Annotated in this window: 16 protein-coding genes and 1 pseudogene; 5 read left to right on the forward strand and 12 right to left on the reverse strand. The window is 59.5% G+C overall.

Annotation, left to right across the window (positions count from 1 at the left end):
• Positions 1-51 precede the first annotated feature (51 nt).
• Complete coding sequence (locus AMS67_RS06790; protein WP_053386650.1) at positions 52-1,269, forward strand: heparan-alpha-glucosaminide N-acetyltransferase domain-containing protein; 1,218 nt, start codon at positions 52-54, stop codon at positions 1,267-1,269.
• Positions 1,270-1,402: 133 nt separating this feature from the next.
• Here AMS67_RS06790 and AMS67_RS06795 read toward each other — a convergent pair whose 3' ends face one another.
• Positions 1,403-2,911: a S8 family serine peptidase gene (locus AMS67_RS06795; RefSeq protein ID WP_053386651.1), complete on the reverse strand. Its 1,509-nt coding sequence runs from the start codon at positions 2,909-2,911 to the stop codon at positions 1,403-1,405.
• On the reverse strand, positions 2,908-3,315 hold the full coding sequence (locus tag AMS67_RS06800) for a hypothetical protein (protein ID WP_053386652.1): 408 nt from the start codon (positions 3,313-3,315) through the stop codon (positions 2,908-2,910). The genes AMS67_RS06795 and AMS67_RS06800 overlap by 4 nt, the downstream gene beginning before the upstream one ends.
• A 34-nt stretch (positions 3,316-3,349) precedes the next feature.
• On the opposite strand from AMS67_RS06800, the gene AMS67_RS06805 reads away from it, so the two are divergent.
• The 3 genes from AMS67_RS06805 to AMS67_RS17280 all read left to right on the forward strand — a co-directional run bounded on the left by AMS67_RS06805 (position 3,350) and on the right by AMS67_RS17280 (position 7,728).
• Complete coding sequence (locus AMS67_RS06805) at positions 3,350-3,622, forward strand: hypothetical protein (protein WP_053386653.1); 273 nt, start codon at positions 3,350-3,352, stop codon at positions 3,620-3,622.
• A 543-nt stretch (positions 3,623-4,165) separates the two neighbouring features.
• Entirely contained in the window at positions 4,166-6,739 is a 2,574-nt protein-coding gene (locus AMS67_RS17275; RefSeq protein ID WP_156316555.1) for an AAA family ATPase, read from the forward strand.
• A gap of 503 nt (positions 6,740-7,242) precedes the next feature.
• Entirely contained in the window at positions 7,243-7,728 is a 486-nt protein-coding gene (locus AMS67_RS17280) for a hypothetical protein (RefSeq protein ID WP_156316556.1), read from the forward strand.
• 315 nt (positions 7,729-8,043) lie between these two features.
• Here the strand turns inward: AMS67_RS17280 and AMS67_RS06815 are convergent.
• The 4 genes and pseudogenes from AMS67_RS06815 to AMS67_RS17285 all read right to left on the reverse strand — a co-directional run bounded on the left by AMS67_RS06815 (position 8,044) and on the right by AMS67_RS17285 (position 12,566).
• Positions 8,044-9,304 (reverse strand): annotated as a pseudogene (locus AMS67_RS06815) (IS3 family transposase).
• 153 nt (positions 9,305-9,457) lie between these two features.
• Positions 9,458-10,165 (reverse strand): hypothetical protein, encoded by a 708-nt coding sequence (locus tag AMS67_RS06825; RefSeq protein ID WP_053386655.1) that lies wholly within the window; start codon positions 10,163-10,165, stop codon positions 9,458-9,460.
• On the reverse strand, positions 10,158-11,987 hold the full coding sequence (locus tag AMS67_RS06830; RefSeq protein ID WP_075201252.1) for a DUF262 domain-containing protein: 1,830 nt from the start codon (positions 11,985-11,987) through the stop codon (positions 10,158-10,160). The genes AMS67_RS06825 and AMS67_RS06830 overlap by 8 nt, the downstream gene beginning before the upstream one ends.
• A 339-nt stretch (positions 11,988-12,326) precedes the next feature.
• Positions 12,327-12,566 (reverse strand): hypothetical protein, encoded by a 240-nt coding sequence (locus tag AMS67_RS17285; protein WP_156316557.1) that lies wholly within the window; start codon positions 12,564-12,566, stop codon positions 12,327-12,329.
• Positions 12,567-12,859: 293 nt separating this feature from the next.
• On the opposite strand from AMS67_RS17285, the gene AMS67_RS17290 reads away from it, so the two are divergent.
• Entirely contained in the window at positions 12,860-13,702 is an 843-nt protein-coding gene (locus AMS67_RS17290) for an integrase core domain-containing protein (RefSeq protein WP_156316558.1), read from the forward strand.
• A gap of 402 nt (positions 13,703-14,104) precedes the next feature.
• On the opposite strand, the gene AMS67_RS06845 is transcribed toward AMS67_RS17290, so the two are convergent.
• From AMS67_RS06845 to AMS67_RS06875, 6 genes are all read right to left on the reverse strand, one after another.
• Entirely contained in the window at positions 14,105-15,169 is a 1,065-nt protein-coding gene (locus AMS67_RS06845) for a tyrosine-type recombinase/integrase (RefSeq protein WP_241488008.1), read from the reverse strand.
• 216 nt (positions 15,170-15,385) lie between these two features.
• Positions 15,386-16,156 (reverse strand): TatD family hydrolase, encoded by a 771-nt coding sequence (locus tag AMS67_RS06850; RefSeq protein WP_082305343.1) that lies wholly within the window; start codon positions 16,154-16,156, stop codon positions 15,386-15,388.
• Entirely contained in the window at positions 16,153-17,448 is a 1,296-nt protein-coding gene (locus AMS67_RS17295; protein WP_075201253.1) for a 7-cyano-7-deazaguanine synthase, read from the reverse strand. The genes AMS67_RS06850 and AMS67_RS17295 overlap by 4 nt, the downstream gene beginning before the upstream one ends.
• The gene (locus AMS67_RS17845; protein ID WP_206541746.1) at positions 17,445-17,744 is read right to left on the reverse strand and encodes a hypothetical protein; all 300 of its coding nucleotides are present in this window, start codon (positions 17,742-17,744) and stop codon (positions 17,445-17,447) included. Before AMS67_RS17845 ends, AMS67_RS17295 begins: the two co-directional genes overlap by 4 nt.
• Positions 17,745-18,189: 445 nt before the next feature.
• On the reverse strand, positions 18,190-20,010 hold the full coding sequence (locus AMS67_RS06870; protein WP_053386663.1) for a KAP family P-loop NTPase fold protein: 1,821 nt from the start codon (positions 20,008-20,010) through the stop codon (positions 18,190-18,192).
• A gap of 345 nt (positions 20,011-20,355) precedes the next feature.
• Complete coding sequence (locus AMS67_RS06875) at positions 20,356-22,842, reverse strand: helicase C-terminal domain-containing protein (protein WP_053386664.1); 2,487 nt, start codon at positions 22,840-22,842, stop codon at positions 20,356-20,358.
• Positions 22,843-22,951: the final 109 nt, after the last annotated feature.

Consider the following 22,951-nt stretch of genomic DNA (forward strand, 5'->3'; position numbering starts at 1 on the left):
CTGCCCGCCCGTTCCTCCTCGGCACGCAGCTTCACCCGATAGCGTCGCCCCATGACGCGCCCCACCGATGCCCCGGCCCCGCACGCTGCGGCGGCCGCGAACGCACCCGAGCGTCGCTCGCGAATCCGCACGAACCTCGCGCGCCTCGAACCCCCGCATCGCATCGCCGGCGTCGACCTCGCCCGCGGATTGGCCGTGATCGGCGTCTTCGCCGCCCACCTCGCCGTCATCGAGACCCTCGAGTGGAGCGACCCCGGCACCTGGTCGGGCGTGGTTGAGGGGCGCTCGTCGGTGCTGTTCGCGATGCTCGCCGGGGTGTCGCTCGGCATCGTGTCGACGTCGGCGAAGCGCCGCCGCGAGGTTCGCGGGCCCGGCACCACGCGGCCGCTGTGGGGGCTGCGTGTGCAGTTGCTGCTGCGCGGCATCCTCATGTGGCTGCTCGGCATCTGGCTCGATGATCTCGACGTGCCGGTGTACGTGATTCTGCCCGCGTACGGTGTGCTGTTCGTGCTGGCGATCCCGTTCACGTCGCTCGCACCCCGATACCTCTTTACGCTCTCGGCGGCGCTCGCGCTCATCGCACCATTTGCCGTGTGGTGGATCAACTCCACCGTCGCAGCCAGCCCGAACGCGTTTGATATCGACGAGTCGCTGCGCCTCATCGCGTGGAACTACCCCATTCCGTTCTGGATGGCCTTTATGTTCTGCGGCATGGCCGCTGGCACCCTGCTCGTGCGCTCGGTGCGCTACGCGTGGGCGCTGCTCGGCGCGGGCATCGTGCTCGCCGTCGTCGGATACGGCGTGATCGGCTCAGCGGTGCGCGCCGCCGCGGGCCCCGACGAGATCGAGCACGCGGCGCTCGGCACCCCCGAATGGTGGTTCGCCGTGTGGCAAGATGCCCCGCACTCGTCGGGCATCGGCGAGGCGCTCGGCTCGGGAGGTTTCGCGCTCGCGGTGACAAGCGCGGCAGTGCTGCTGTGTCTCACTCCCCTGCGCTGGATCGCCCTGCCCCTGCGAGCGGTCGGCTCCATGCCGCTCACCGCCTACGTCACCCACATCGGCATCTGGGCGATCTGGCTCGCCGTCGAAACGGCCCGCGACCCGAACTGGGACCCCTGGCTCGACTTCCGAGCACTCGACCCGTTCTGGCCGATGACGCTCTGGGTCATTGCGGGGTGCACACTGTGGGCGCTGCTGTTCAAGCAGGGACCACTCGAGTGGGTGCTCGGGAAGGTGACGAAAGCACCGCGGCAGTGGGACCGGGTGTAAATACACCGGCCGCTCACGCGGCCTGAACACCCCAACAAGACAAGTCACCCAAACCGTGAGCAGCCCCAAAGTTTGTCGAGCCGCCGGTGCTCTCCCGACGCGACCCGCTCCAGCTCTGCTTCAGCACTCGACGTTATCGATCCGAGTTCTGCTGTGCCGCGCCTCGCCTCGCAGTCGATCGCGCCAGCACCACCGCGACAACGATCGCGATTACCAGCAGCACTCCCACAGCAAGCGCGATCCAGCCCCACACGGGCACGGTGAAGCCGGTACCTGCAGGGGTATTCGACTGGCTTCCGTAAACCGAGTCCACACGCTCTCCGCTGCTCGACAGCACCTGCGCGCCATCGCGAACCACCGCAGCATAGGCCTCAGCCTGTGGAGGGTACGGCCCAACTGACCATGCGCACAGCCATCGCTGCCCGTCACTGTCAATCGTTCCTGGCTCACCGTTTGATGTGGTGCACCTCGGATCATCGATATCCGAAACGAACAGCGGGTTCTCGTCCGGAAAATCTCGCGGATCGAGCAATAGACCGCTCTTCGGGTTCGCGTATCCGTAGCCCAGGTATGCATCATTCCACACGGGATCGTGCGGTTCACCTGCACCAGTGGTGCGCACCAGAGCTTGGAGTGCTTGGAACGCCGACGCACCCGCGAACTTCTGCATCATCAAGGCGAGCGATCCGGCCAGAATCGGCGCTGAATACGATGATCCGTTGATCTCTCTCGGCCCCCACCCCGCGTCATCCCCAACTCCCAACAGCGATGCGCCGGGCACGGCGAAAGCGAGATTCGAGGATCCTGCACCGCGGTCACCCGTGGTGAGGCTCGCGAGCGGGCTGCCGTCAGGCCCAATCGCGCTCACGGGGGCGGCTCCGTTTGTGAGCCAGGGCCCTCCCACGAAACCAAAGTCTGTATCGGGATTCGGGGTTCCGGAAACGACCACCACACCGTTCGCCTGCGCCTCGAGCAGCACCTGGTCCCAGTCTCCAAGGCCACTCAGCACGGCAACGGTGATGATGTCGGCGCCGTCGCGGATGGCAGCTCGTGCAGCGAGAGCGGTTGCGTCTCCCCCGCCAGTCGGGTTCTCGTAGACCTCCGCGCCCTCTCCCAAAGTGATATCGCTTGCCAGGTCGATGTCGTCGTCGGCACGCGTGGGGTCTTGGAGAGTGCAATCTTTTACTTGATCGATGCTTCCCACACCGTAGAACCAGACCGTCGCACCCGGCGCAATTCCTTGGGCGCCTGCTGCTCCGTCTGCGGCCTGACCTGACCCGCTGAGCATCGACACGACATTCGTCCCGTGCGCCGCTAAACCAGCATCATCGGACTCGATTTCCGCTGGCTCACCAGTCTGGGGACTGAGGCAGGTGGTCCCTCGCACCTGAACATTCGCGCCAGCGAGTTCCGGCGCTTGGAGGTTGATCGCTTCATCAATCACCGCGATGGTGACACCCTCGCCATCGATTCCGTCGCCGTGGACCGCTGAATAATCGAGCCACTGCTCGGCGTTCCACAGCAATTGCGTCTGATCCTGAGTCTCCAATGCCCGCGCCTGCACCGCAGACGTGGGGGCGGCAATAATGAGCAGAGCGAGGATGAACGCGCCACCAGTCACTGCAAGTTTTCGCGTCTTCACAGCATCCACTCCTGGCCGGTGTTAGCAGTATCACCGGTATCGTCAGCATTTCGAGTGCCATCAGGTGCCGGCGTTGAGCCGTTGATATCGTCCCCGATGCCCTCGATCTCAGGAATGGTCGCGGTCAACGTCGCGGCGGTCTCATCATCGGCAGCCCGTTGCTCGTCAATCGCCGCTTTCATCTCTGATTGCAGGCGCTGAAGTTCGTTGTCCAATTGCTGAATCTCACGGTGAATGTGATCTTCGCAATGCCAGAGGGCAGTGAAATACTCATGCGCTGGACTGGTCTGTGTTCCACTCGCCAGAGACATGTCAGTCTCGCTCGGGTAGTCGCCTTCCACCGCATGCACAGTCCCCAACTGATCTTCAAACCCGCCGGAAAGGCAAATGCTCTTTTCCCTCATGATCCCGTTCCCCTGAATCCATCGCTGCGGATCATTGCAGACCGCTTGCACCAGTCGATTCTCGCAGACGCTGCAGATTGGCGACGAGACGCTCCTGCGCCCGGTGCGCTACGCGTGGGCGCTGCTCGGCGCCGGCATCGTGCTCGCCGGCATCGGATACGGTGTGATCGGCTCGGGAAGGTTCGTGCTCGCGGTGACGAGCACGGCAGTGCTGTTGTGGCTCACTCCCGTGCGCTGGATCGCCCTGCCCCTGCGAGCGGTCGGCTCCATGCCGCTCACCGCGTACGTCGCCCACATCGGCATCTAAGCGATCTGGCTCACCGTCGAAACGGCCCGCGACCCGAGCTGGGACCCCTGGCTCGACTTCCGTGCCCTCGACCCGTTCTGGCCGATGACGCTCTGGGTCATTGCGGGGTGCACACTCTGGGCGCTGCTCATCAAGCAGGGACCGCTCGAATGGGTGCTCGGGAAGGTGACGAAGGCTCCGCGGCGGTGGGATCGGAGCGAGAACGCACTTCGACGTTGGCGCCCTTACCTTAGGACGTAATTCGCTGAGAGCCGAGCATCTGCAGTGCTCGCCTTGACTTGATCCGAAGGACACCCGATCAATGGCCCAATCCAATCGCGAGAGTTCGAGCGAGGGCCAAGACGAGGAGATCCACACATTCCAAGTCAGGTGGACTTTGGACGCACCCAGCAGAAGGAAGAATGCAAACCGAGAGTACTTACAGAGGATATGGACCGCAGTTAACGCATTGAATTCAAATACTTATCACAGATAGAATACAAATTGGACTTCTAATTTTCCCGAAGCAAACTTCGACCCTCATTCTCCAGGAGGCCCTCTACCATGACCTCGATCGAACAGGATATCTTCGCCTGGGCAAGTACTCGTCCAATCTGGCAGAAGAACCTCCTGAAGCGGATTGCCCGGGCAGAAACTATCGACGAGGCCTACGTAGATTCGTTGGCTCACTCGTTAGTCATCGACGACGTCAAACTGGAGACTCCGGAGCTCTCCGAGTCCGATCTATTGACTCGTGAGAACGAGGTCGGAACTTTGCAGCTCATTAGCATCGGTGATCTTAAGTCCGTTAATTCGCTCCTTGAGAATCAGAATTTGACGTTTAACCCGAAAGGCATAACCGTCGTCTATGGGGACAACGGTAGCGGCAAGTCGGGTTATGCGCGGATTGCGAAAGAAATCGTTGGAGCACGACACCAAGAGCAGATCCTCCCCGATGCGTTTGGAGGAGCAAACGGACCGCAATCTGCTCAAGTTCGTTATACCTTGGACGGCGTCGAGACGTCCGCTTTGTGGCCGGGCCTTTCAGACCCTGCCCTGAAGCAGGCGCATTTTTATGACGAAGCGTGCGGCAATGATTACATAGACCGGGATACCGTGCTCGGGTACCGACCTTCCGCATTGAAACTACTTGATGACCTAATCACCAATATTGATGCAGTTCGAGCGGCGATTGATCGAATGATAAAAGCGAACGAAGTGGTCGGCTTTCTACCTCCCGCCGTCAAAGCAGGGTCTCCGGCTGCAACGTTCCTCGAATCGCTTTCAGCAGCAACCAGCAAAGAAGAGCTTGACAAGGCAACTGACGTAGACCCCAATGCGAAAGTCGAGCTTGCACATCTCGTTCAAGAAGAAGCCCGATTAAGAACAACTGATCCAGCCAAGGAGAAAAAACGGCTTTCCGGTGCAGCTTTGCTGGTTGAAGAATTGGCCGACCACATAGATCACGTTGAGTCGGCCGTCTCTCCAATGCGTGGAGATGAAATACTCGGGCTGCAGGCACGAGCGAGGGAACTCCGCGCAGTGTCAGACTCTGCGTCCAGTATTTCTTTCGTCGATGAGCCCTTGAATGGGGTTGGAACTCAGACATGGCGCGCGCTCTGGAAAGCCGCTGAGAATTTCTCAATGGCTGAGGCGTATCCGGCGCACGATTTCCCTGCAACAGAAGACGAGCACGTTTGCGTGCTCTGCCAGCAACCTCTCCAAATCACTGCTCGAGAGCGGCTACAACGCTTCCATCAGTTCATCGAAGCTGAGGTAGCCAAACACGCTCAAGAAGCGGAGGACCTTTACAAAGCTGCACTCGAAAGCCTGAATGCAACTGAAATTTCGAGCGAGAAATGCACCGAAGCAATCTTGTTTCTAGCTTCCCAAGACAAGACGCTCGCCGATTCGTTGACCGCGGTCCTCGAGACCGCAAAGGAAGCCAAGAGTGGCATTTCCGCGCGCTTGAACGGCGCAACTGAGGCGCAGTGGGTCGACATGGCGCACGTCGATACACAGGACTTGCGCATGCGTGCCGCTGGCATAAGGAATGAAGCTACAGCCATCGACCGCACCGTTTTTGCCGCCGCGCTCGCGGACTGTAGATCGAAACTCGCCGACGTTGAGGGACGGATAGCGCTCTCCACAGTTCGCGATGGGTTGGAAAAGGAGATTGTGCGGCTCGATGCGCTTGCGACTCTCAAGAGGATTCAACCAAGCATTTCAACAAAGCAGGTCTCCATCAAAAGCGGGAATCTTGCCCGAACATATGTGACGGATGCAGTGCGAGCCCATTTTGTGAGAGAAGCCGCACAGCTGAAGCTTCAGCACGTGACGCTTGGTGACAAGGGGTCCGTGAAAGGTAAGGTGCGCCACCAACCCGCGCTCCTCGGCGCATTGACAGGCGCTCCGAAGAGTGTGCTTAGTGAAGGAGAACAAACTGCCGCTGGTTTGGCGGGCCTTTTCACTGAAGTCGAGTTCGATACGACAAAGTCAATGTTGGTTCTAGACGATCCGATGTCCTCGCTTGATCACGAGCGGCGAAGGAAGGCAGCTCGCCGCATAGTAGAGATTGCTGAGGATCGACAAGTGATCGTCTTCACCCACGACCTTGTCTTTCTCGGAGAAATCGCGGAAGCGAGCGAAGACATCGGGGTTCCGCTTACCGAGAGAACTATTGAGCGTAACGGAGTCCGTAAACCGGGCAGAATCCTTGAGGGGCACCCTTGGAAGGCGAAGGATGCGAAAGAGCGCATTGGTGCTTTGAAAGAAGAGCTCGACAACATCCGCAATTCTGAGGCAACCTGGTCAGCAGAAGAGTACGAACGGGCGACATCAGAGTGGGCAGGCAAGTTGTCCGAGACCTGGGAGCGCATCATTCGCAGCGAAATAGCGTTCAAACTCGTCGACCGGAGTACGACGGAAGTTCGACCGAAAATGTTCCGCATCGTTGCCAGCATCTCGAATACCGACGATTCCAACTTCCTAGCCGGTTACGGCGCGTCGTCGGAATGGTCCAGGCGGCACGACAAGAGTGAAGAACTAAATTACGTGCCACCCACGACTGCAGAAATGCAGATCGAGTACGAGCGCATTAAGGATTGGCGCGACCGGGTTAGCAAATACCAGCGCTAAAACGCAGTTTCCAGGACCCCGCAGCCCCGACCACATAGTTGAATTAACTAGGCACTCTGCGCGTTAGGGGCGGCGCCAACACGTAAGCACTTCGAGCCGCATAGCATCGAACCCGGCGAAAGTCGCCCGAACCTTCGAACCCAGGTGAGGCGCGAATTCGGAGCCTTTTTGCGCTTCCATAAGTCATAGGAGGCGCTGCCCTCATACAGCGAATCTGACCGACCCGCCTGCTCCTCCCAAGTCCCATTTACCCCCGCGAGAGCTGCGCTAAAGGCGCGCATGAATCTTCTGTTAGTCGGAGAATGTTCTCGGCAATCACGAGTCGGCCAACGCAGGCGGAAGTTGGAGAAACGTTCGCGTCGCGTTTGCCGACAGGTCGTATTGATAAAAATGATGAATCTTGACCTCCAAAGTACGTCAGAGCCAAAATTCGCCGACGCCACATTTAAGACAAGTAGAAAGCGAATTTAATGCGAGAGCCCCTGACTCTTAGTCTCGTGTCGATGAATGAACTACCGAAGCTAATTTCTGAGGATCTTCCCAATTGGGCGGACGCTCTCATGGCTTTGCTCTCGATCGTGACTCTAGTCGCCGTATCGCTCGCAGCAATTCAAATCAGGAATCTTAATCAACAGATGCATCGCGAACTCGAGATGCAGTATCTGCTGCGTTTTTGGGCGCTGATGGATCAACTCTCGAAACGCCATAAGTTGGGGGGAAGGCCCTCACGAGGTGATCGTGCTGTGTTTCGCGAATATCTTGGTTTATCGGAGGATCAGATAGAGCTACGTTCGGTCGGACGGGTTACCGATCACACATGGAGTTACTGGCGAATTGATATTAGATCAATGTGCTTGAGCGATTCGATATATCGAGAAATACTTAGTTCCCCGACCACTCAGTACTCGCAACTGCGACGGCTGCTCGTCGACCCCAGTTTCGACCCGCTGGAAAAGGGACGATCCTGGCGCCTTTTGAAAGGCCTGTAGTGCCGCCAAGGCTCCTAAGTTGATCCACTCACATGTCTACCAAGGGGAGGCAAGGTGCATCATCTCCTCCCTTGAACCGCACGACAAACCACTGCTATCCGCACCGGCGATGGTCCCGACAACGAGAATCTACTCGGGTGCGTCTACTTGATCTGGCCTCAACTGCGCGTCTACTAAGTGCCTGGTCAAGTCCGGGGAGTCGTGCCGCCAAGCCGACGGCATTCATCATCATCATCATCATCATCATCATCATCTCGAACTCAACCAGTGTCGGTTTCCCGAGTTGAACTGTTACGGGTCTGATGGATACTCACGTTATTTGATTCCCATTAGCGGTGCTGCCGTGGTCTTGTCAGCATAGAACGCCAACTCGAACTCCGTGGGTGGGACGTAGCCGCGGTATCCGTGGAGGCGTTGGTGTTGTGCCGGTAGACCCAGCCGAGCGTCGCCAACTCGAGATACTCAACCGGTCGCCAGGGTCCCAGGCGCGCCGACCCGCGGACTAGTTCGGTCTTGCAGTAGTCGTTCACCTTCTCGGCCAGGGCGTTGTCATGCGAATCACCAACCGTATTAATCGATGGTGTCGCACCGATCTCAGCGAGACGCTCGCCGTAGCGAATCAACGTGAATTTCGACCCTGCATCGCTCTGAAGCCGCAGATCCTCGTAATGGCGGCCCCGCGACCACCTCGCCATCTCGATCGCGTCAAGCACCATCTTGGTGCGCACATGCGACGCACACCGACACCCCACGATCCTCCGCGAGAAGACGTCGATAATGAAGCAGACATGCGCGACGCCCCCCGCTCTGGCACGAATGTTATGTCCGTAACCGACAGGCGGTTCGGCGCGGTCGCGGCGAACTCCCACTTCACAAGATCTGGGGGACGCACCGAGGCTGGATCGGGCCGGGCCGTTTTGACCCGCTTCGATCTTGTTGCCCCCGTGATCCCCGCGGCGCGCATCAGGCTACCGGTCTGATTGCGACCGATGTCGATCCCAGCGCGATGTGCGGTCTTCCAGAGCTTGCGGACGCCGTAGAACTGGTAGTTGCCTTCCCGGTGACCGACTCGCTCGGGAAGTAGAACAGCTTTATTTACCGCCCGCGCCAGCGGGGCACGGTCTCTCGCGGCGTAGCAGGTACTGGGGTCAGCTGCAGAAGCTGACAGATGGCTCGACCCCGAACGGAGACCCATCAACGACGTCGGTCTTGTTCGCGTCAATGAACGTGACTACGTTCGATGTTGGAGGTCGCGCTCCGCCCCGAAGAAAGACGCAGCCCTCTGCAAGATTTCGTTGGCGCGGCGAAGCTCACGCACCACCTGCTCCAGCTCCAGCAGCTTCCGCGCCTCCGCCGTGATCACCCCGGCAACATGGCCGTCGTCGACGTCAGCTTGCTTGACCCAAACGCGGACGGGCTCAACGCTGTGACCGAGCTGCGTCGCGACGCGCCTCACGGTCTCGCGATCGGCCCCGAGCTCCGCGCACATTGTCCTGACCATCCGAATCACGGCGGCCTTCTCCTTTGACGAATACCGACACCCCGCCGACCCGCCTGATCCTTGCTTAGCTCCTATGACTCCATTCTCGTTTCCAAAGTCGGGAGCCCCCATCAAACCCAGAGCGGTTCACGTGCGCCGCACCTGCGATCGTTGAGCGAGAGAGGACACAATTGCGAAGACCCACAGCAGAACCTTCGCTGAGAACGACTAGCATGGCGTGTGCTTCAATCAACGAGCCACAGGTAGACCGAATTCGTTTCGACGTGCGTCAGACAACTGAACAATCGGATCGAATCCCCGACGAGTCCAGTACTTCCCAGCGGCGTCTCGGAAGGCGATATCCGGATCGTATTGGATGTCACCGAACGGGACGATGAACTCGACTTCCCGGCTTTCCCCCGGAAGGAGCACGACTAATCCCGTGGACGCGTTGAGTTCGCCAGAGTTGCGCTTACAGGAAAGTGATACCCGGATCGAACTGATGATCTCGGTACTCCGATTATGGACGTGCACGGCAACTGTGCGCGCGTTCTCCGTGACAGTCGCGTAGGGCATTCCTTCTCCGCACTCAGCGACAATTCCCGGAAGCGGCACCAACGGCCGGTCGGGGTGCTGAGGCTTCGGAGCTTCGGCCCCTCCAAGAATCACGGGCTGGCCGACTCCAAGGATGGCATACACAAGGCGCGCCTGCGCCTCGTCCCGCACCCGCACATCGTCCTGATATGTCCGAGCGGTCAACTCGTTGGATTGGGCAGCTGCCTCCGCCGCAGCTCGAGCATGCGTGTTCGCTACCCTGTTGAATCGAAGCGCTCGAACTGCCGCAATTGCCGCGACTACAGCGATGACCGCGGTCACCCACTCGGCAACCGATCCGAACACCATGCTGTCACTGATGGCACTCCACCATTTAGTAGTCCCCGACCACCACTCAGCCATCGTGAGACTCGTTTCCGACGCCGTCGAGGATGTCGCGAAGATGAGGCTGACGCCCGGCGCAGACCGCCGTCATGAAGCGGTGCACGAGAACCGCGCGCTGATCCATGAAAGTATCGAAGTCAGGCTGGACTGACGCGCGCAACTCAGCTCCCGAGGGTTCGTTGTACGGCCCCGCTGCAGCAATGATTTGGTAAGGCACGAGGTGTGACTCCAACCGTTCCTTGACATCCCGCGAGTCGGGTGCATTCTCAGCGCGTTTTTCCAGGTAGGTAATCGGATCGAGCCGTCCAATGGTGCGATTCGTCTTCCATGTGATCAGTACGCAGTTCAGCGCCTTCATCGAATCAATTTCCGCTTCGATGAGCAATTGATTGGGGAATACGTGGTGGTACTCGCGATGTGTCACGTTATTGGCTGAGATAGTGGTGTCGTCCGCGAAATCGCGCGCGCCGAAGTAGTTGGCGGAAGCAAGAATCGCGCGTGCAATGGAACTCTTATTCTTCGCCCAACCCGCGCTCTTGAGATCTTTGGTGCTCGGTAGCGGGAAGAGATCATCATCGAAGACCGGAACGACCGCGTCGTCGTCGCCTGCGAGCAGCGCTGCCAGCCCTTTGTGGTCCGCAGCTGCACGCGTTGCGGCCGTTGCTTCGTACCTGTTAGTGAAGAACGATCGCCAAATGTAACGTCGCATAGTCTTGTCAACCTGCCCACGCCGATCGCCCGTCTCTGGCTCATCCGCGAGCAGTGCCGCGATTACGGGAATCGGGATGGCGGTGGGGAGCCGCTCGCCGTCGAAGATGCGTAGCGATTCGATCGTCTCGAGTGCGCGGCGAAGTCCGCGGGTCATCTTCGTCCAGTTCTCGACGAAAACTCTGTAGTCCATGTCGAAGTAGCCGCGTTGGTTCGGCATTTTGCCCTGCAACAGTGCTGACGTCTGCAAGACAGCATTGTCGAGGGATAGGATTTTTCTGAGGCTCGGAAGTTCGACATCGAGAGAAGCTTGCATCTCCTTAAGCCGCTGCCCGGTCGCCCCCTCAAGCTCAGCCACGACGATGTCGTAGGCACTCAACGGCTTCGCGTTGGTGTTCATGTTCACGAACACGCTGAGCGCGGTCTGCTTACTCGTCGTCGCCGGGAGGCGAAGGTATGGGAGGTTAAAGTGACTGAAAACCTCTCGTTTCTCTCCGATCAGTTTCTTAAGGTCGTCGCGGAATGCGGTGATTTCAGCGCTCATAGTCCGAAACTTGGCAATGTCGGTGACGTCTTCGCCCGGCTCCCGATGAGCCGTTGCCAAGTGCACCCACGAAGCCGTCTCGTCAGTTGCGGGATCGAGCAGACGCACCGGAACCAGCCCGCGCCGCAAGCACTCTTCCGGCGAGTCAACCCATAGCGGGTACATCGTCCCGTCCCAGCCCTCCCAGCGACGGAAATGCCGGACTGAGACCTCTTCATCGTCGTTCCCAGGATCGCTATCGAGTCTCGGGAAATGCACGAAGTAGGTGAATCGCGGGTCATTGTCCCGAATTGCGCGATAGAGCGCAGTCAGCCGTTGTTGGCCGTCGAGAAGGTGCTCAGTCGGTAGTTCATTCGTGTCGGGCGCGGAGAGCAGAACACGCGACACGAACTGTTCTTTGTCCCCTACGTTAAGTACGAGCGCCACCCCTAGCGGCAAGTCATGGATGATCGTGTTCAGCATCGAAACGACCCGCTTGGGTTCCCATGCGACGCCGCGCTGGAAACTCGGTAGCCGAAGCTGCCCTCGATCAATACTGACCAGCCAGTCCTTGATCTTCCGGTTCTGCGCTTCACTACCTGCACCCACGTAATGCTCCTTATATATTCCAGGCTTACTAAGGCCTCGACGCACTTCACCTCACGTCAAGCCGCTGGCTACTCATCAGTCCGTTCAGCTGGACGTCAATCTATCGGACTGTTTCCGACAAGTGCGATTCCACGATCTGACGGCTTACCACCCAGCTCCACGGGACATGAAAGCGGAGCCATCGTACGGCCTGGACAGTGCGATCGCCAAGCTTTATCTTTTGAAGCGCACTGCGTTTAGTTCCGACCTTTTATACGAGGCTATGAACACGATGCCAAAGAAGTACGAGCCAGATTTGAAAGCCAGCGCAGTTCGCATGGTGACCGAAGCGCTTGCTGATCACCCGAACCCGACCAGCGCGGTCCGGCACTCATCGGCATCGGTGACGAAGCCTTGAGTACCTGGTACGGGTAAGCCCAGATCGAAATTGGCGCGAAGCCCGGCGTGATCACCGCTATCACTGAGGAAGACCGTCGCCTGGGTCGAACTGAGTAAAGCGCGCGAGGTCTTGAAAGCCGCGTCGATATTCTTCGCGAAGGAACTCGACCGCCCGCGAACGAAATGGTCGCGTTCATCCACGAGCATCGTGATCGTTTCGGGGTCGAGTTCATCCGCCGAGTCCTGCGTGCAGCGATTCGTGAATTCCTCACCTCACGTGGTTATAGAGCAGCGAAGAGGCGGCCAGTCTCTTACCGACAGATGCGGGACGAGTCGCTGGTGCCCGAGATTCAGCGTCTGCATGCTAAGAACTACAGCGTGTACGGAGTGCGGAAAATGCGCGCTCTGCTGCAGCTTGCGGGGTGGGTGCACCTCGATGTTTGTGGGTGGCCGATATCATCTATGTGGCGACATAGTCTGGATTCGCGTACGTCGTGTTCACCATTGATGTCGTCTCCCGCATGATCGTGGGTTGGAACGTCGAGTCAATGCTGCGAGCTGATGTACTGCCTTACAGTCGTTTGGGGTGGCGGCGCGTGCTGCGGGCGGGGAAGTTGAATTCGCGACGTTTGAGTACGTGTGGTGCTGGAACCACCGGCGGCTGCACTAAGCGCTCACTTATCGGCCCCTGCTCGAGGCTGAGGAGAACTACTAAGCTGGAACCCGTCATCCCCCGAAAGAGGGGCGTTGACCGGAAACCGTTGCGGGACTACCCTAGTGCACCTCACCTGAAGCTCGAGGGCATCACCCAGAAAAACGGGCGCCCCTACACGCACAACACGCAGGGCAAGATCGAACAGTTCTGGCAAACACTGAAAAAGCATCTCGCCCAGAACAACGTAGCGACCCTGAGCGAGCTTCATCTCGTGCTCGATCGATTCCGTGATCACTATAACGAGGTCAGCTCGCATCGCACGATCAGCCGGCGCACTCCGCATGATGCGTACACGTTGATCCCGAAAGCGACGCCAGTGAGGCCCGATACCCCGGACACGAGGCAGGTCACGTACGACATCGTGGGGAAAACCGGGACGATCTCGCTCCGGCACGCAGGCCGCCTCAGACTTCTCGGGGTCGGCCGGGAAAACGCCCGCACCGAGATCATCCGCTTCGTCCACGCACACCACGCAAGCGTGATCTCGCACACCGGCGACATCCACAACGAATACGACATCGACCCAGAAAGACCACCCAACGCAAAACATCCGAACCCACAAAACGTGAGTCCGGATGTTCGCGATGCCGAAGCACCAAATGGTCGGGCTAATAGGATTTGAACCTGCGACCCCTTGACCCCCAGGTAGGCGATGGACCCGTTTTGCTGCAGTTAACCGGGGTTTCGGCGTTCCATACGGTACACAACGCGTCACAGATTTCACGCGTTGCAGGGTGTCGGCCACTAGATTGGCCCACTAGATCCAGTCGCCATCACACCCACACGATCGTTGACTTCGGGGTTTGTGGTGAGTTTACGTCTGCCCCGAACAAATCTGCCTATGGCCAAGTTCGAGCGAATGGTCGTTCGAACGCGTCGCTGTCTCCTCGGCTGTTGAATTGAGCGAGATAACTCTCTGCATCCGGCAGGCGGATGGCACGAATCGTCAACAGGTGGCGGGATCTGTTGACGATTCGTGTCGCCCAAGTTTGTACGAGCCTCTACGTCCGCTGACGCTTCGGGGCTAGGATCCGCCGCCGAAGCGTGCTTCGAGGATGCTGGCGGTGGCGGGATCCACCAGGTCGTCGCGAACGATGTAGTGCTGGGCAGTGATTCGCGGGTCGGTATGCCCGAGGAGTTCTGCTGCAAGGTCAATACCGCCGACTTTGTTGATGGTCGTGGCACCTGTTCGCCGGAAGCGGTGAGGGGTGACACCTTCGACACCGGCGTTCTCCATCACGTACCGGAGCCGCCGGCGGACGTTGTTCGTGGTCAAGGCGCCGCCCTTGCGGTTGCAGAACAACAACGCGTCCGGATCGATCGACGAACGCGCACGCATCCGTCGGCGGATCGCTTTCACCACGAACGCGGGTAGCGCGATGGTCCGAACGGACCGTGAGGTCTTGGGGTGATCCTGCCGATGGGTCGGCTCTCCTTTCCGGCTGACAATCGTCCCGCATATCCGCACCGTTGGGACTGATCCACGTAAGTTCAGATCGCGGAGCCGGATCGCGAGCACTTCCCCGATCCGCATCGATGTACCCAGGAGCACTTCAACGATCTGCCCGAGCTGTCCATCCGGTCGCGGCCCGGCTGTAATCTCTCGGCTCTCCCATTCTTGGACCGCGTCACGAATCAACGCGATGTCCGCGTCATCGAAGGCGTCCACGGTGCGGGCAGGTCGTCGCAGCCGTGACACGTGATCCATCGGATTGCGTGGAATCGCCTCATGACGGACAGCGAGGCCAAGAGCGAGGCGGAGCGCGACGCGTGCCTGTCGGGCTCGGTTGTAGCTCTGGTTCGCGAGTTGCTTCAAGAAGTAGTCGCAGCGTGCCACGCCGATCTCGCGAAGCGTGAGTTCCGCAAAGGCCGGCATCACGAGGGTGCGCATGTTCCGCTCATACAGCTGACGTGTCGTCAGCGACAGACGGTTCTCGGTGTCCATGTCTTCGAGCCAATAGTCCACGAGCACTGCGAAACTGCTGTCGGCGTTGAGCCTGGTGAAAGTCGGCTGGAACAGGGATCGTTCGGCGAGCTTGCGTTTGAGCGCGAGTTCGGCACCAGCACGAGTCGAGCCTGTGCATTGCACGTTTCGCAGTCGACCGTCCCAGTCCCGGAATCGCGTCCGCGCTTGAAAACGACCTAGGGAGAGGCGACGATGAGCGATCTTCCCGAACGTGCCGATCGGAGTGCGAGGCCTAGCCAACGTTGCGCTCGATGCTGGGGACTGCCGCCTGGATGCTATGGGATTGTGTACCTCGCTGTTGCATCCTTCAAGCCTGTCGGCTGCGCGGCTGGATCGCTGTCAGGTGAGCGATTGAAGCATCCGTCTGACTGCTGCTGGGAGTAGCGCTTCGACCTCAACGCTCTGGGCCAGGTGTCCGAAGTTTCGCCAAGTCAACTCGCGCACTTCTTCGGGAGACCTGTTGAGCGCTTTCGCGAGTCGTCGTTCTACTGGTTCGAGGTGGCCCGGCCTGCGCGGAGGCGGCGAGAACCGGTCCCCGCTGGGATGATCTGTTTCGAGCAGGAGCCGGGATACGGGGACAGCTCGCAACATGTCGAGGTTCTTGGTCATCGCGTAGTTGACGGAAAAGTAGCAGCCGAGGTCGACTGCCTCACGTGTTTCGTCCGCGTCCCCCAGCCACCAGTGCAGAATGATTCCGGAGCACTCCCCCGTTGCCTTGAGTGCGTCAAGGACAGGACGCGTTGCGCGGTAGCTGTGTATTGACGTGACACGCGGCACGACTTCGAGCGCGTCGAGAATGGACGTGAAGTTCGCAAGTTGCATGCCGGGGTTGACCCGAGAGGATCCGTCGAGGCCTATTTCGGAAACGTACGGGGTGGCATGCAGTGTCTCCTGAAACTGATCGATTTCGAAGGCCTGCTGAACGCCAACGAGGCCGGGGTGACAACCGAGCCCCCAGACGCTTGCTCGGTCAGTTCGGCTGCGAACCCTCTGAAACTCTGCGGTCGACCGGGTCGCGATTAGGACGACAGCACCCAGATTCTCTAGCTCGTGGGGCGCAATGTCGAGCGCAACGTGTGCGTGCGTGTCGAGGGGTGGGAGTTGCCTCATGAGAGGTATCCCTCCAGCTCGTCCAGACCGCGCTGGTAGAGAGACTTCACTGCTGAGAGGGCAAGGTTCGGGGGCAACGGGGTAGTCATGAGGAAGCTCTCGTCGATTCCGGTTGCGACGAAGTCGCGAACTGCTGTGTCGATGGATCGCTGGTGCGCGTATTCCTCGTACTTGCCCCCGCGTTCAGAGAGATATGGCGTCTGGTCTTCGAGATCCGATGCCGCGAACGCCGCGCGTCGCAGGGTGCAACCAAAGCAGGTGCCGCACGGGGTCCCGCTTGCAACGTCGCCGAGGTATTGCTGGTCGCTGTGCGAGCACGAGTTCGTGGCGCTGAGAAACGCGGAGGCCTCGTCTGGACCGAGGAGTTCTGCGACCTGTCGATATTCCTCGCCTTTTGTGAGGGTCTGGAACGGATTCTCGATAGTCCCGAAGCCGCCCACCTTTCGTAGATGCTCCCCCACTCGCCAGAGGAACCACGGTTGGGTGGTTCGGGTCGACAACGCACCGATGCGTTCTGGGCCAAGCGGTGGGTTGATGGATGCGAAGCCGTTCTCCGCAATCCACAGCCCTCGCCCGCTCTGGCTCGCTACTGCGAGCCCGAGCCCGAGGAACAAGAGTGATCGAGATCTACTTGACGGCTCATTGCGGAATCGAGTGCCGTCGAGACGTCGAGACTTGCGTTGCAGATGAATCTGATAGTGGTGTGCAGTGGCTGATGGGTAGTACCTCTTGAGAGCGTCAACCACGCGGTTCTGCGGGGCGCTCGCACCCGACCCCGAGCTCGAGTGTGACACCAAACGATGGGCTTGACGTTCCGGGAGTGTGGCTGCAGAGACGAGAGCACCGGAAGCGGAATCTGCTCCACCGCTGACGAGCACCGTGCGCTCCGCCGGATCAAGCACCAAGGCCGAAGTAACCGTCGCAACCCCAGGCGGAAGCGGGACAAAGCTCAGCGTCCATCGGTCTCCTGTGAGGAAGTCAAGGCTATGGGCGAAGTCCGAGGCGATCTCTTGCCACTGTTCAACATGCACCACTGGCACAATGAGCTCGATGTCGCGCTCGTTCCAGTTCGAGCCGCCTCGCTCGCGTCGGACAGTGTGGTCGGCGGTGTAGACAGCAAGCGCAAGCCTCACAAAGTCGGCGTTCTCGGTCGGAACGGAGCCGAGCTGTTCAAGGCTGGGGCGGAGGCCTGTCTTGAACGAGTCGTTGGCTGTTCCATCCCAAAGGAGGACCTCATCGGCATCACTCTGCTCGACCTGATCCGATGTCAGGCATAGTTCGATGCGGGTCATGATTCGTCTCCGTAGATCGCGAGGAGCGCTGTCATTCCTGACTCCACAGCTGCGCTAATTGCTGAGGCGTCCGATGTGATGGGGCTGATATCGAACCGCATTGCCCATGCCTTCGCAGCCAGCCGAATGTCCTCCTCAGCGGCCCGACGGCGCGCAGCATTGGGCTCTTGACGGATGCGATCACCCACTTCCGTGAGGATCGATCTGGCGATCATCAGCTCGACCGTGTGCCGAACCACCTGTTCTGGCTCCCGCGGAGCTTCAAGAGTCCATGTGACGAGGTCCGCGACGATCATGCGCGCCTCACTGTCCGCCAGCGAGCTATCTGGCTCAGTGTCGAACGCTGCCTCGACAATTCGTCGGCGCACTTCCAGCGGGTCATCCAGGCGCCGTAGCTCATCTAGGTCCAGACCAGCAGCTTCAAGTGGTGCCCGCTGCCCCCGCGAGTATGCATTTGACAGGGCTACAGCGCTGCCGGCCGGCCCCGCAACGCGGCCGACTGAGCGTTGGGCACCGCCGCCTGAACGCCCACCGCCTGACCCACCTGACCCGCCGCTTCGACGACCACCGCCCGACGGACCACCCCAGAGACGAAGCGCGCTACCGAGTTTCGCGGGATCCAGGCGAGGGGAGGATGTCGAGGTTCCCCCAGTTGGGACTTGCGGCGCACCGTCCAGCCAGTCGCTTAGTGCGTTCTGTACCGCCGCCGCGGCAGCACCTCCACTGCCTTTGAACGCGCCGCTAGTTCCCATCGGTAACCCCTACACCCAGCAGCGAGTTCAACGCGCGTGCCGGCTTCGACCCTGCCAGGGCATTTTCACGCCAGCTCTGAAGTACATCCTCATACCCGGCCACAAGCGACTCAAATAGCACTACCGTCGACGCCGCAAGATCAGCGCCGCGAAGTTGAAGCAGTGCCCTCTTCGCCTCCTGTTCCGATGACGGGTGCGCTTCTACGAGCATGATGATGGCGTTGGCCACGGCAAACTGCACCGCTGGCTCGTCTTGGAGACGCCGACCCAGGAAGCCGAGGAGCGTAGAGACGTCCCCAAGCGGTAGCGCTCGCAACTGAGCCGGGGTGACCGATTCTCGTTCGATCTGGGAGCGGGACGCGATAGCTGCGGCGATATCGCGCAGTTGTTCCGGGAGTCCTTCGTCCACAAGAAGTTTGCCGTTGAATGCCGCCGCCAGCGTGAGGTATCCGCCAGCCTCTCCTGCGTCGATCTGAGGGGGGAGTTTCGCCCAACGCAGCATGGTCGCGGAAAAGGCTTCCTCCTCGGATTCGCTGCTCTCAAGAGAGGCCGCAGGAGGAGTGCCAGACTCCGTGGCCTCGGCCAGGCTGTCGAGCCGTGCTCGTAGGACGCCCGAACTCAACCAGCCAAGCAGTGTATTGAAATCGGCGGGCAGGGTTCGTTCGAGCACCATCAGCTTCGCGACCGCGTCCGGTGAGAGCGCCACGCCTCGGCGATCGGCAATCGACTGACGCACATTGAGATCGTTCATGAAACGCTTGATACGGCGCGGATTTGCCTGCAGCTTCTCGTACAGGATTGGAGTGAGCCGCGCCGCAGTCTGCATCGCAAATGCCATGTGCTCGTCAGCTGGGAGGGTCAGGTCGTCCAGACTTCCTGCCTCTGTACGTAGCTGATTGCACTTCGAAACGAGTTCCGAGAATGCTTGGTCGTCCGCGGACGACTGACGTGCAAGGAGGAGGAAGAGGTATGCACGGGTATCGAAAGCGCTCAAAGCAGGGACTGGCACAGTTGTCTGAACGATCTTATGCAAGTAGAGGCTTGCAACGCTTTCTTGCCCGTCGCTACCCTGCTGCGGGTTACCTAGATGGATTCTGATAGCTTCCGCGACCCTGGCTTCATCCGCGGCGATAACAAAGGACATGCTGGGGACGGAAAGAAACAGGCGGATGGTCTCCAGCGTTTCGACGACTGTCGATGGGAGACAACGATCAAGATCATCAACGAGCACCACCACACGGGAAACATGTTGGAGCGCGGGGTTGGTGAGAAGTTCCGAGAATTCTTTCTTAAATGACGCCATGCCCTTGGGCTGGTCGAGAGACTCCGCGTCATCGCTCACCAGATCAAAAACGTCATCGATCTCTGGGAGCTGAAGCGTCAGTGCCGTGCGTGCCGTCATCTTGATCGCTTTGGACCAGTTGACGCGGCGCACAAGGTTCTTGAGTGCTTTGAGCCCTGCTTGCCCGACCGCATCGGTTTCCCGGAACTCAGTGCTTAGCGCGCCGAGAATCTCGCTCACCAGGCTCTCTTTCGCACCAAGGCTCGGGTCGTACTGCCATGGGTTCGATCGCACAACCACGACCTTCGACGCGTCCAATCCCGAATCGGCCTCACCTCTTGCGTCGATTCGGTCCTGGATCAGATGCAGCACAGTGGTCTTCCCGCTGCCCCAGGGGCCTTCGAGACCCAGCGCCACAGGATCAAGCTCGCTATCAAAAAGCGCGTCGACAACCGTGCCAGCGATGGCATCGAAGGAAAGCAAGTCTGTCGATGATGGCTCATCCGACCAGAGCCTAAAGTCCGCCATGCTTACATACTCCTCTGTGAGACCACGTTGTCGAATCTATGTCCACATTAGAGCCTCACACCGACATTGTCCGCACGTACATCCGTCGGCGCCTGCACGCAGTCCTGCTGCGACGGCAGCCGATCGAGACCCTTGGCCAGTTCGGTCACGTGCGTGTTTGATGACCTCCCAGGCAGACAGAACACCAGACTCAATGTGGCATCCTCGGCTGAGTGCACCTGTAGGCGCAGCCTGGCAGGCCGCACAACCGTGACTTGCGCACAGAGAGTGCTATCAGTCGAGGTCGGACCCCGTAAGGCTGGCGCCGCCAGTTCTATGCGGGAACGCCGGGCCTCGCTGGGTGAGTCATCGCGATGCGAAGGGCCGCGTCCACTTCTGTTCCAGCTGTCCCGCCGAGAGGTGGAGGTGGCTAAGGTTCTCCCGAATCACCGCCTCGTCGCGCATTGCGCTCGGCGACGCGATAGCTCCGACAAACGCTTTGACTGCTTCACGGAGCCCGGCGAGGTCGTCGAAGGTGATGACTCGCGCGTTCTGGCGCGGCACGGCATCAACCATTGGCAGCGCTGAGGGATGAATCAGAATGGGCGTGTAACTGTATCGGGGATCCGAATAGTCGCGCTCGAACCAGTCCGCAGAGTGGGTGAGCTGCTCAAGGTTATCCCGAGATATCTCAGTTGCGGTCGCCTCACTCTTTGCTTCTAGCACCCAGAACCGATCGTCCCCGATCGCCCATAGGTTGTCTGGTCCGATACGACTGTCCCTGTCTGGGCGTGATGACGCGAAGCCGAGCAGCAGGCCGAGCTGCTCCATGGCAGCTTCGAACCGCGTGTAGCTTCCATGCTCCTCACTGGGGATGAGGTCCCGCAGCATCGCTTCAACGCTGATCTGAAGAGCTTCAGCGGATGAGAACTTGTCGGTGAGGTATGTAGCGACGGCTGCGGCCTGGTTGCCGAGCGAGGTCAAACGGGGAAGTTTGATGTCATTGCCAAGCTTCAGGAGCCGACTGTTGTCAAGCCGAGCCGACTTCTGAAGAGCCCGAGCGTCCACCGCATTCACGCAATTCAGATAGCTCGCGGCTCGCTGCTTCTCCCACCCACGAATTGCGCCCTTCTTCGCCGCTCGAATTGCTGGGTCCAACGCTTGCTTGGCTTCCATGTACCTGCCTGCTAGAGCATGTTCGAATGCAGTTCGTTCTCCTGAGGCCCTGACGGGCACAGCTTCGAGGGAGTCATAGGTCACGCCTTCCAGAGCCCGCTTGCTTGCGCTTGTCCACCCAGATTCACGGCCCAAGAACGCGCTCACTGCTTCTTCGAAGAACTCGATACCTTTGCCGCGCCCCCGCTTCGAGAAGGCCGCCGACAGCTCGTACTGTGCACGCGTCGCCGGCGAAAGCCCATTTACCGCGGACGCAAGATAGAGACGGTCTACAAGCCGCGGATCGAGTAGTACTACCGCGCAGTAGTCGTCTGTAGCACGTACTCCGCGTCCCATTCCTTGCTCGATGCGTTGAATCTGGCGCTGATTGAGATCCTCCGCATCGAGAGTCATCTCCAGCTCGACGCGCTCCCATGGTGAATTGATCTCTGGGAGACCGTCAAGCACTAGGATTCTGCACGCGTCGCCTGGCAGGTCCAATCCGTCATACCTTGCGACGAGGACGACCAAGCCAACGTGCTCGCTCTGCAACCGCTGGACGGCTTGCTCAATCGTCTCCTTATCATGCACCTCCGACGTCATATGCCGCCACTCGTCAGCACGTTTGCGAGAAGGAACGATCACCACCACGTTATAGTTGGCGGCCCATGCCTTGAGCTTCTCGAGAACCATCGTGCGAGTAATGTCTCTACTCGTCTGGAGAGGCGTCAAGATGATTCTGTCACCCAGGTCGCTGGCAGACGCCGGAATGATCGGCGCGGTAACACAGCTGGGTTCAACGTTCATGTGGGTCGTCAAGATTGAGTCATCCGCGAGCGTCGCAGTCATGTAGATTCTCCGGGCAGCATCAGCAAACGAGGGAACCGCCGAGAGATCTGGCAGGGGAAGCCGGATCTCGATCTCCGTCGGAGTAACGGCTACGTCGCACAGCTTCAACTGGTCTTGGATCAACGGCCAAACGAACTTGTCTGGGTCCGATGAACTGAGGATATTGAAGGCTTCTTCAATATGATGCTGCCAATCCCAGTACGGCACCGGCACCGCCACGCTCCCTTCTCCGCTCACCAGACCAGAGTGTCCAGACAGAGACTGCTCCTTGAGTGCATTTTGAAACAAGGCGAACAGTCTGCGATACGCCTCTGTTCCCTGTCTGATCCGGAGTGAGAACTGCTGCTCAATGATCGGGATGCAGGCGTGGGCGTCATCGACCACGATCGCCCCTACGGGGAGGGTACCCCACCCCGAGCCACGGACCCCGAAGACAGACTTTCCGTTGTACATCGCGTGAACCGGGGCAATCAGAATCGCTTCGCTCTGACGAAAAAGCGGATCATCTGCCTTTGCGGCCCACAAGATCCCTAGACGTGTAGCTGTTTCCTGCGCTTGCTTCTGCAACTGCTTGTCGCGGACAAGGAAAACTGCCGGCCCGATTCCCTCGTTGAGCGATGATTTCAACATCAAGAGTCCGATCACGGTTTTACCGCTGCCAGTGTTCATCTTGACGATCAAGTCAGGTTCTTCTCGCCGCGGGTACCATCTGTCCCACACCTCGGTCTGAATGTCATGCGGGAACTTGTACGGTGACCCCGCAGGCTTCGCCAGAGCACGGAAAAGCCTCTTTGGATCTGTAATCGTGTCTGCTAGGTTCTCCTCATCGAGTCCATCGAAGATTCCCATGCCTCCCATCATTGCAGAGTCATTTGCACTAGGCACAGCGGTCGCGGCGACACACGCGATCGGCTCGGAATCCGACCGCGCCAGGAGGCAGGAGTCGCAAAGGCGGACG

Origin of the sequence: Leucobacter japonicus (assembly GCF_001273855.1) — a bacterium.
In the GTDB taxonomy this organism is placed as follows: domain Bacteria; phylum Actinomycetota; class Actinomycetes; order Actinomycetales; family Microbacteriaceae; genus Leucobacter; species Leucobacter japonicus.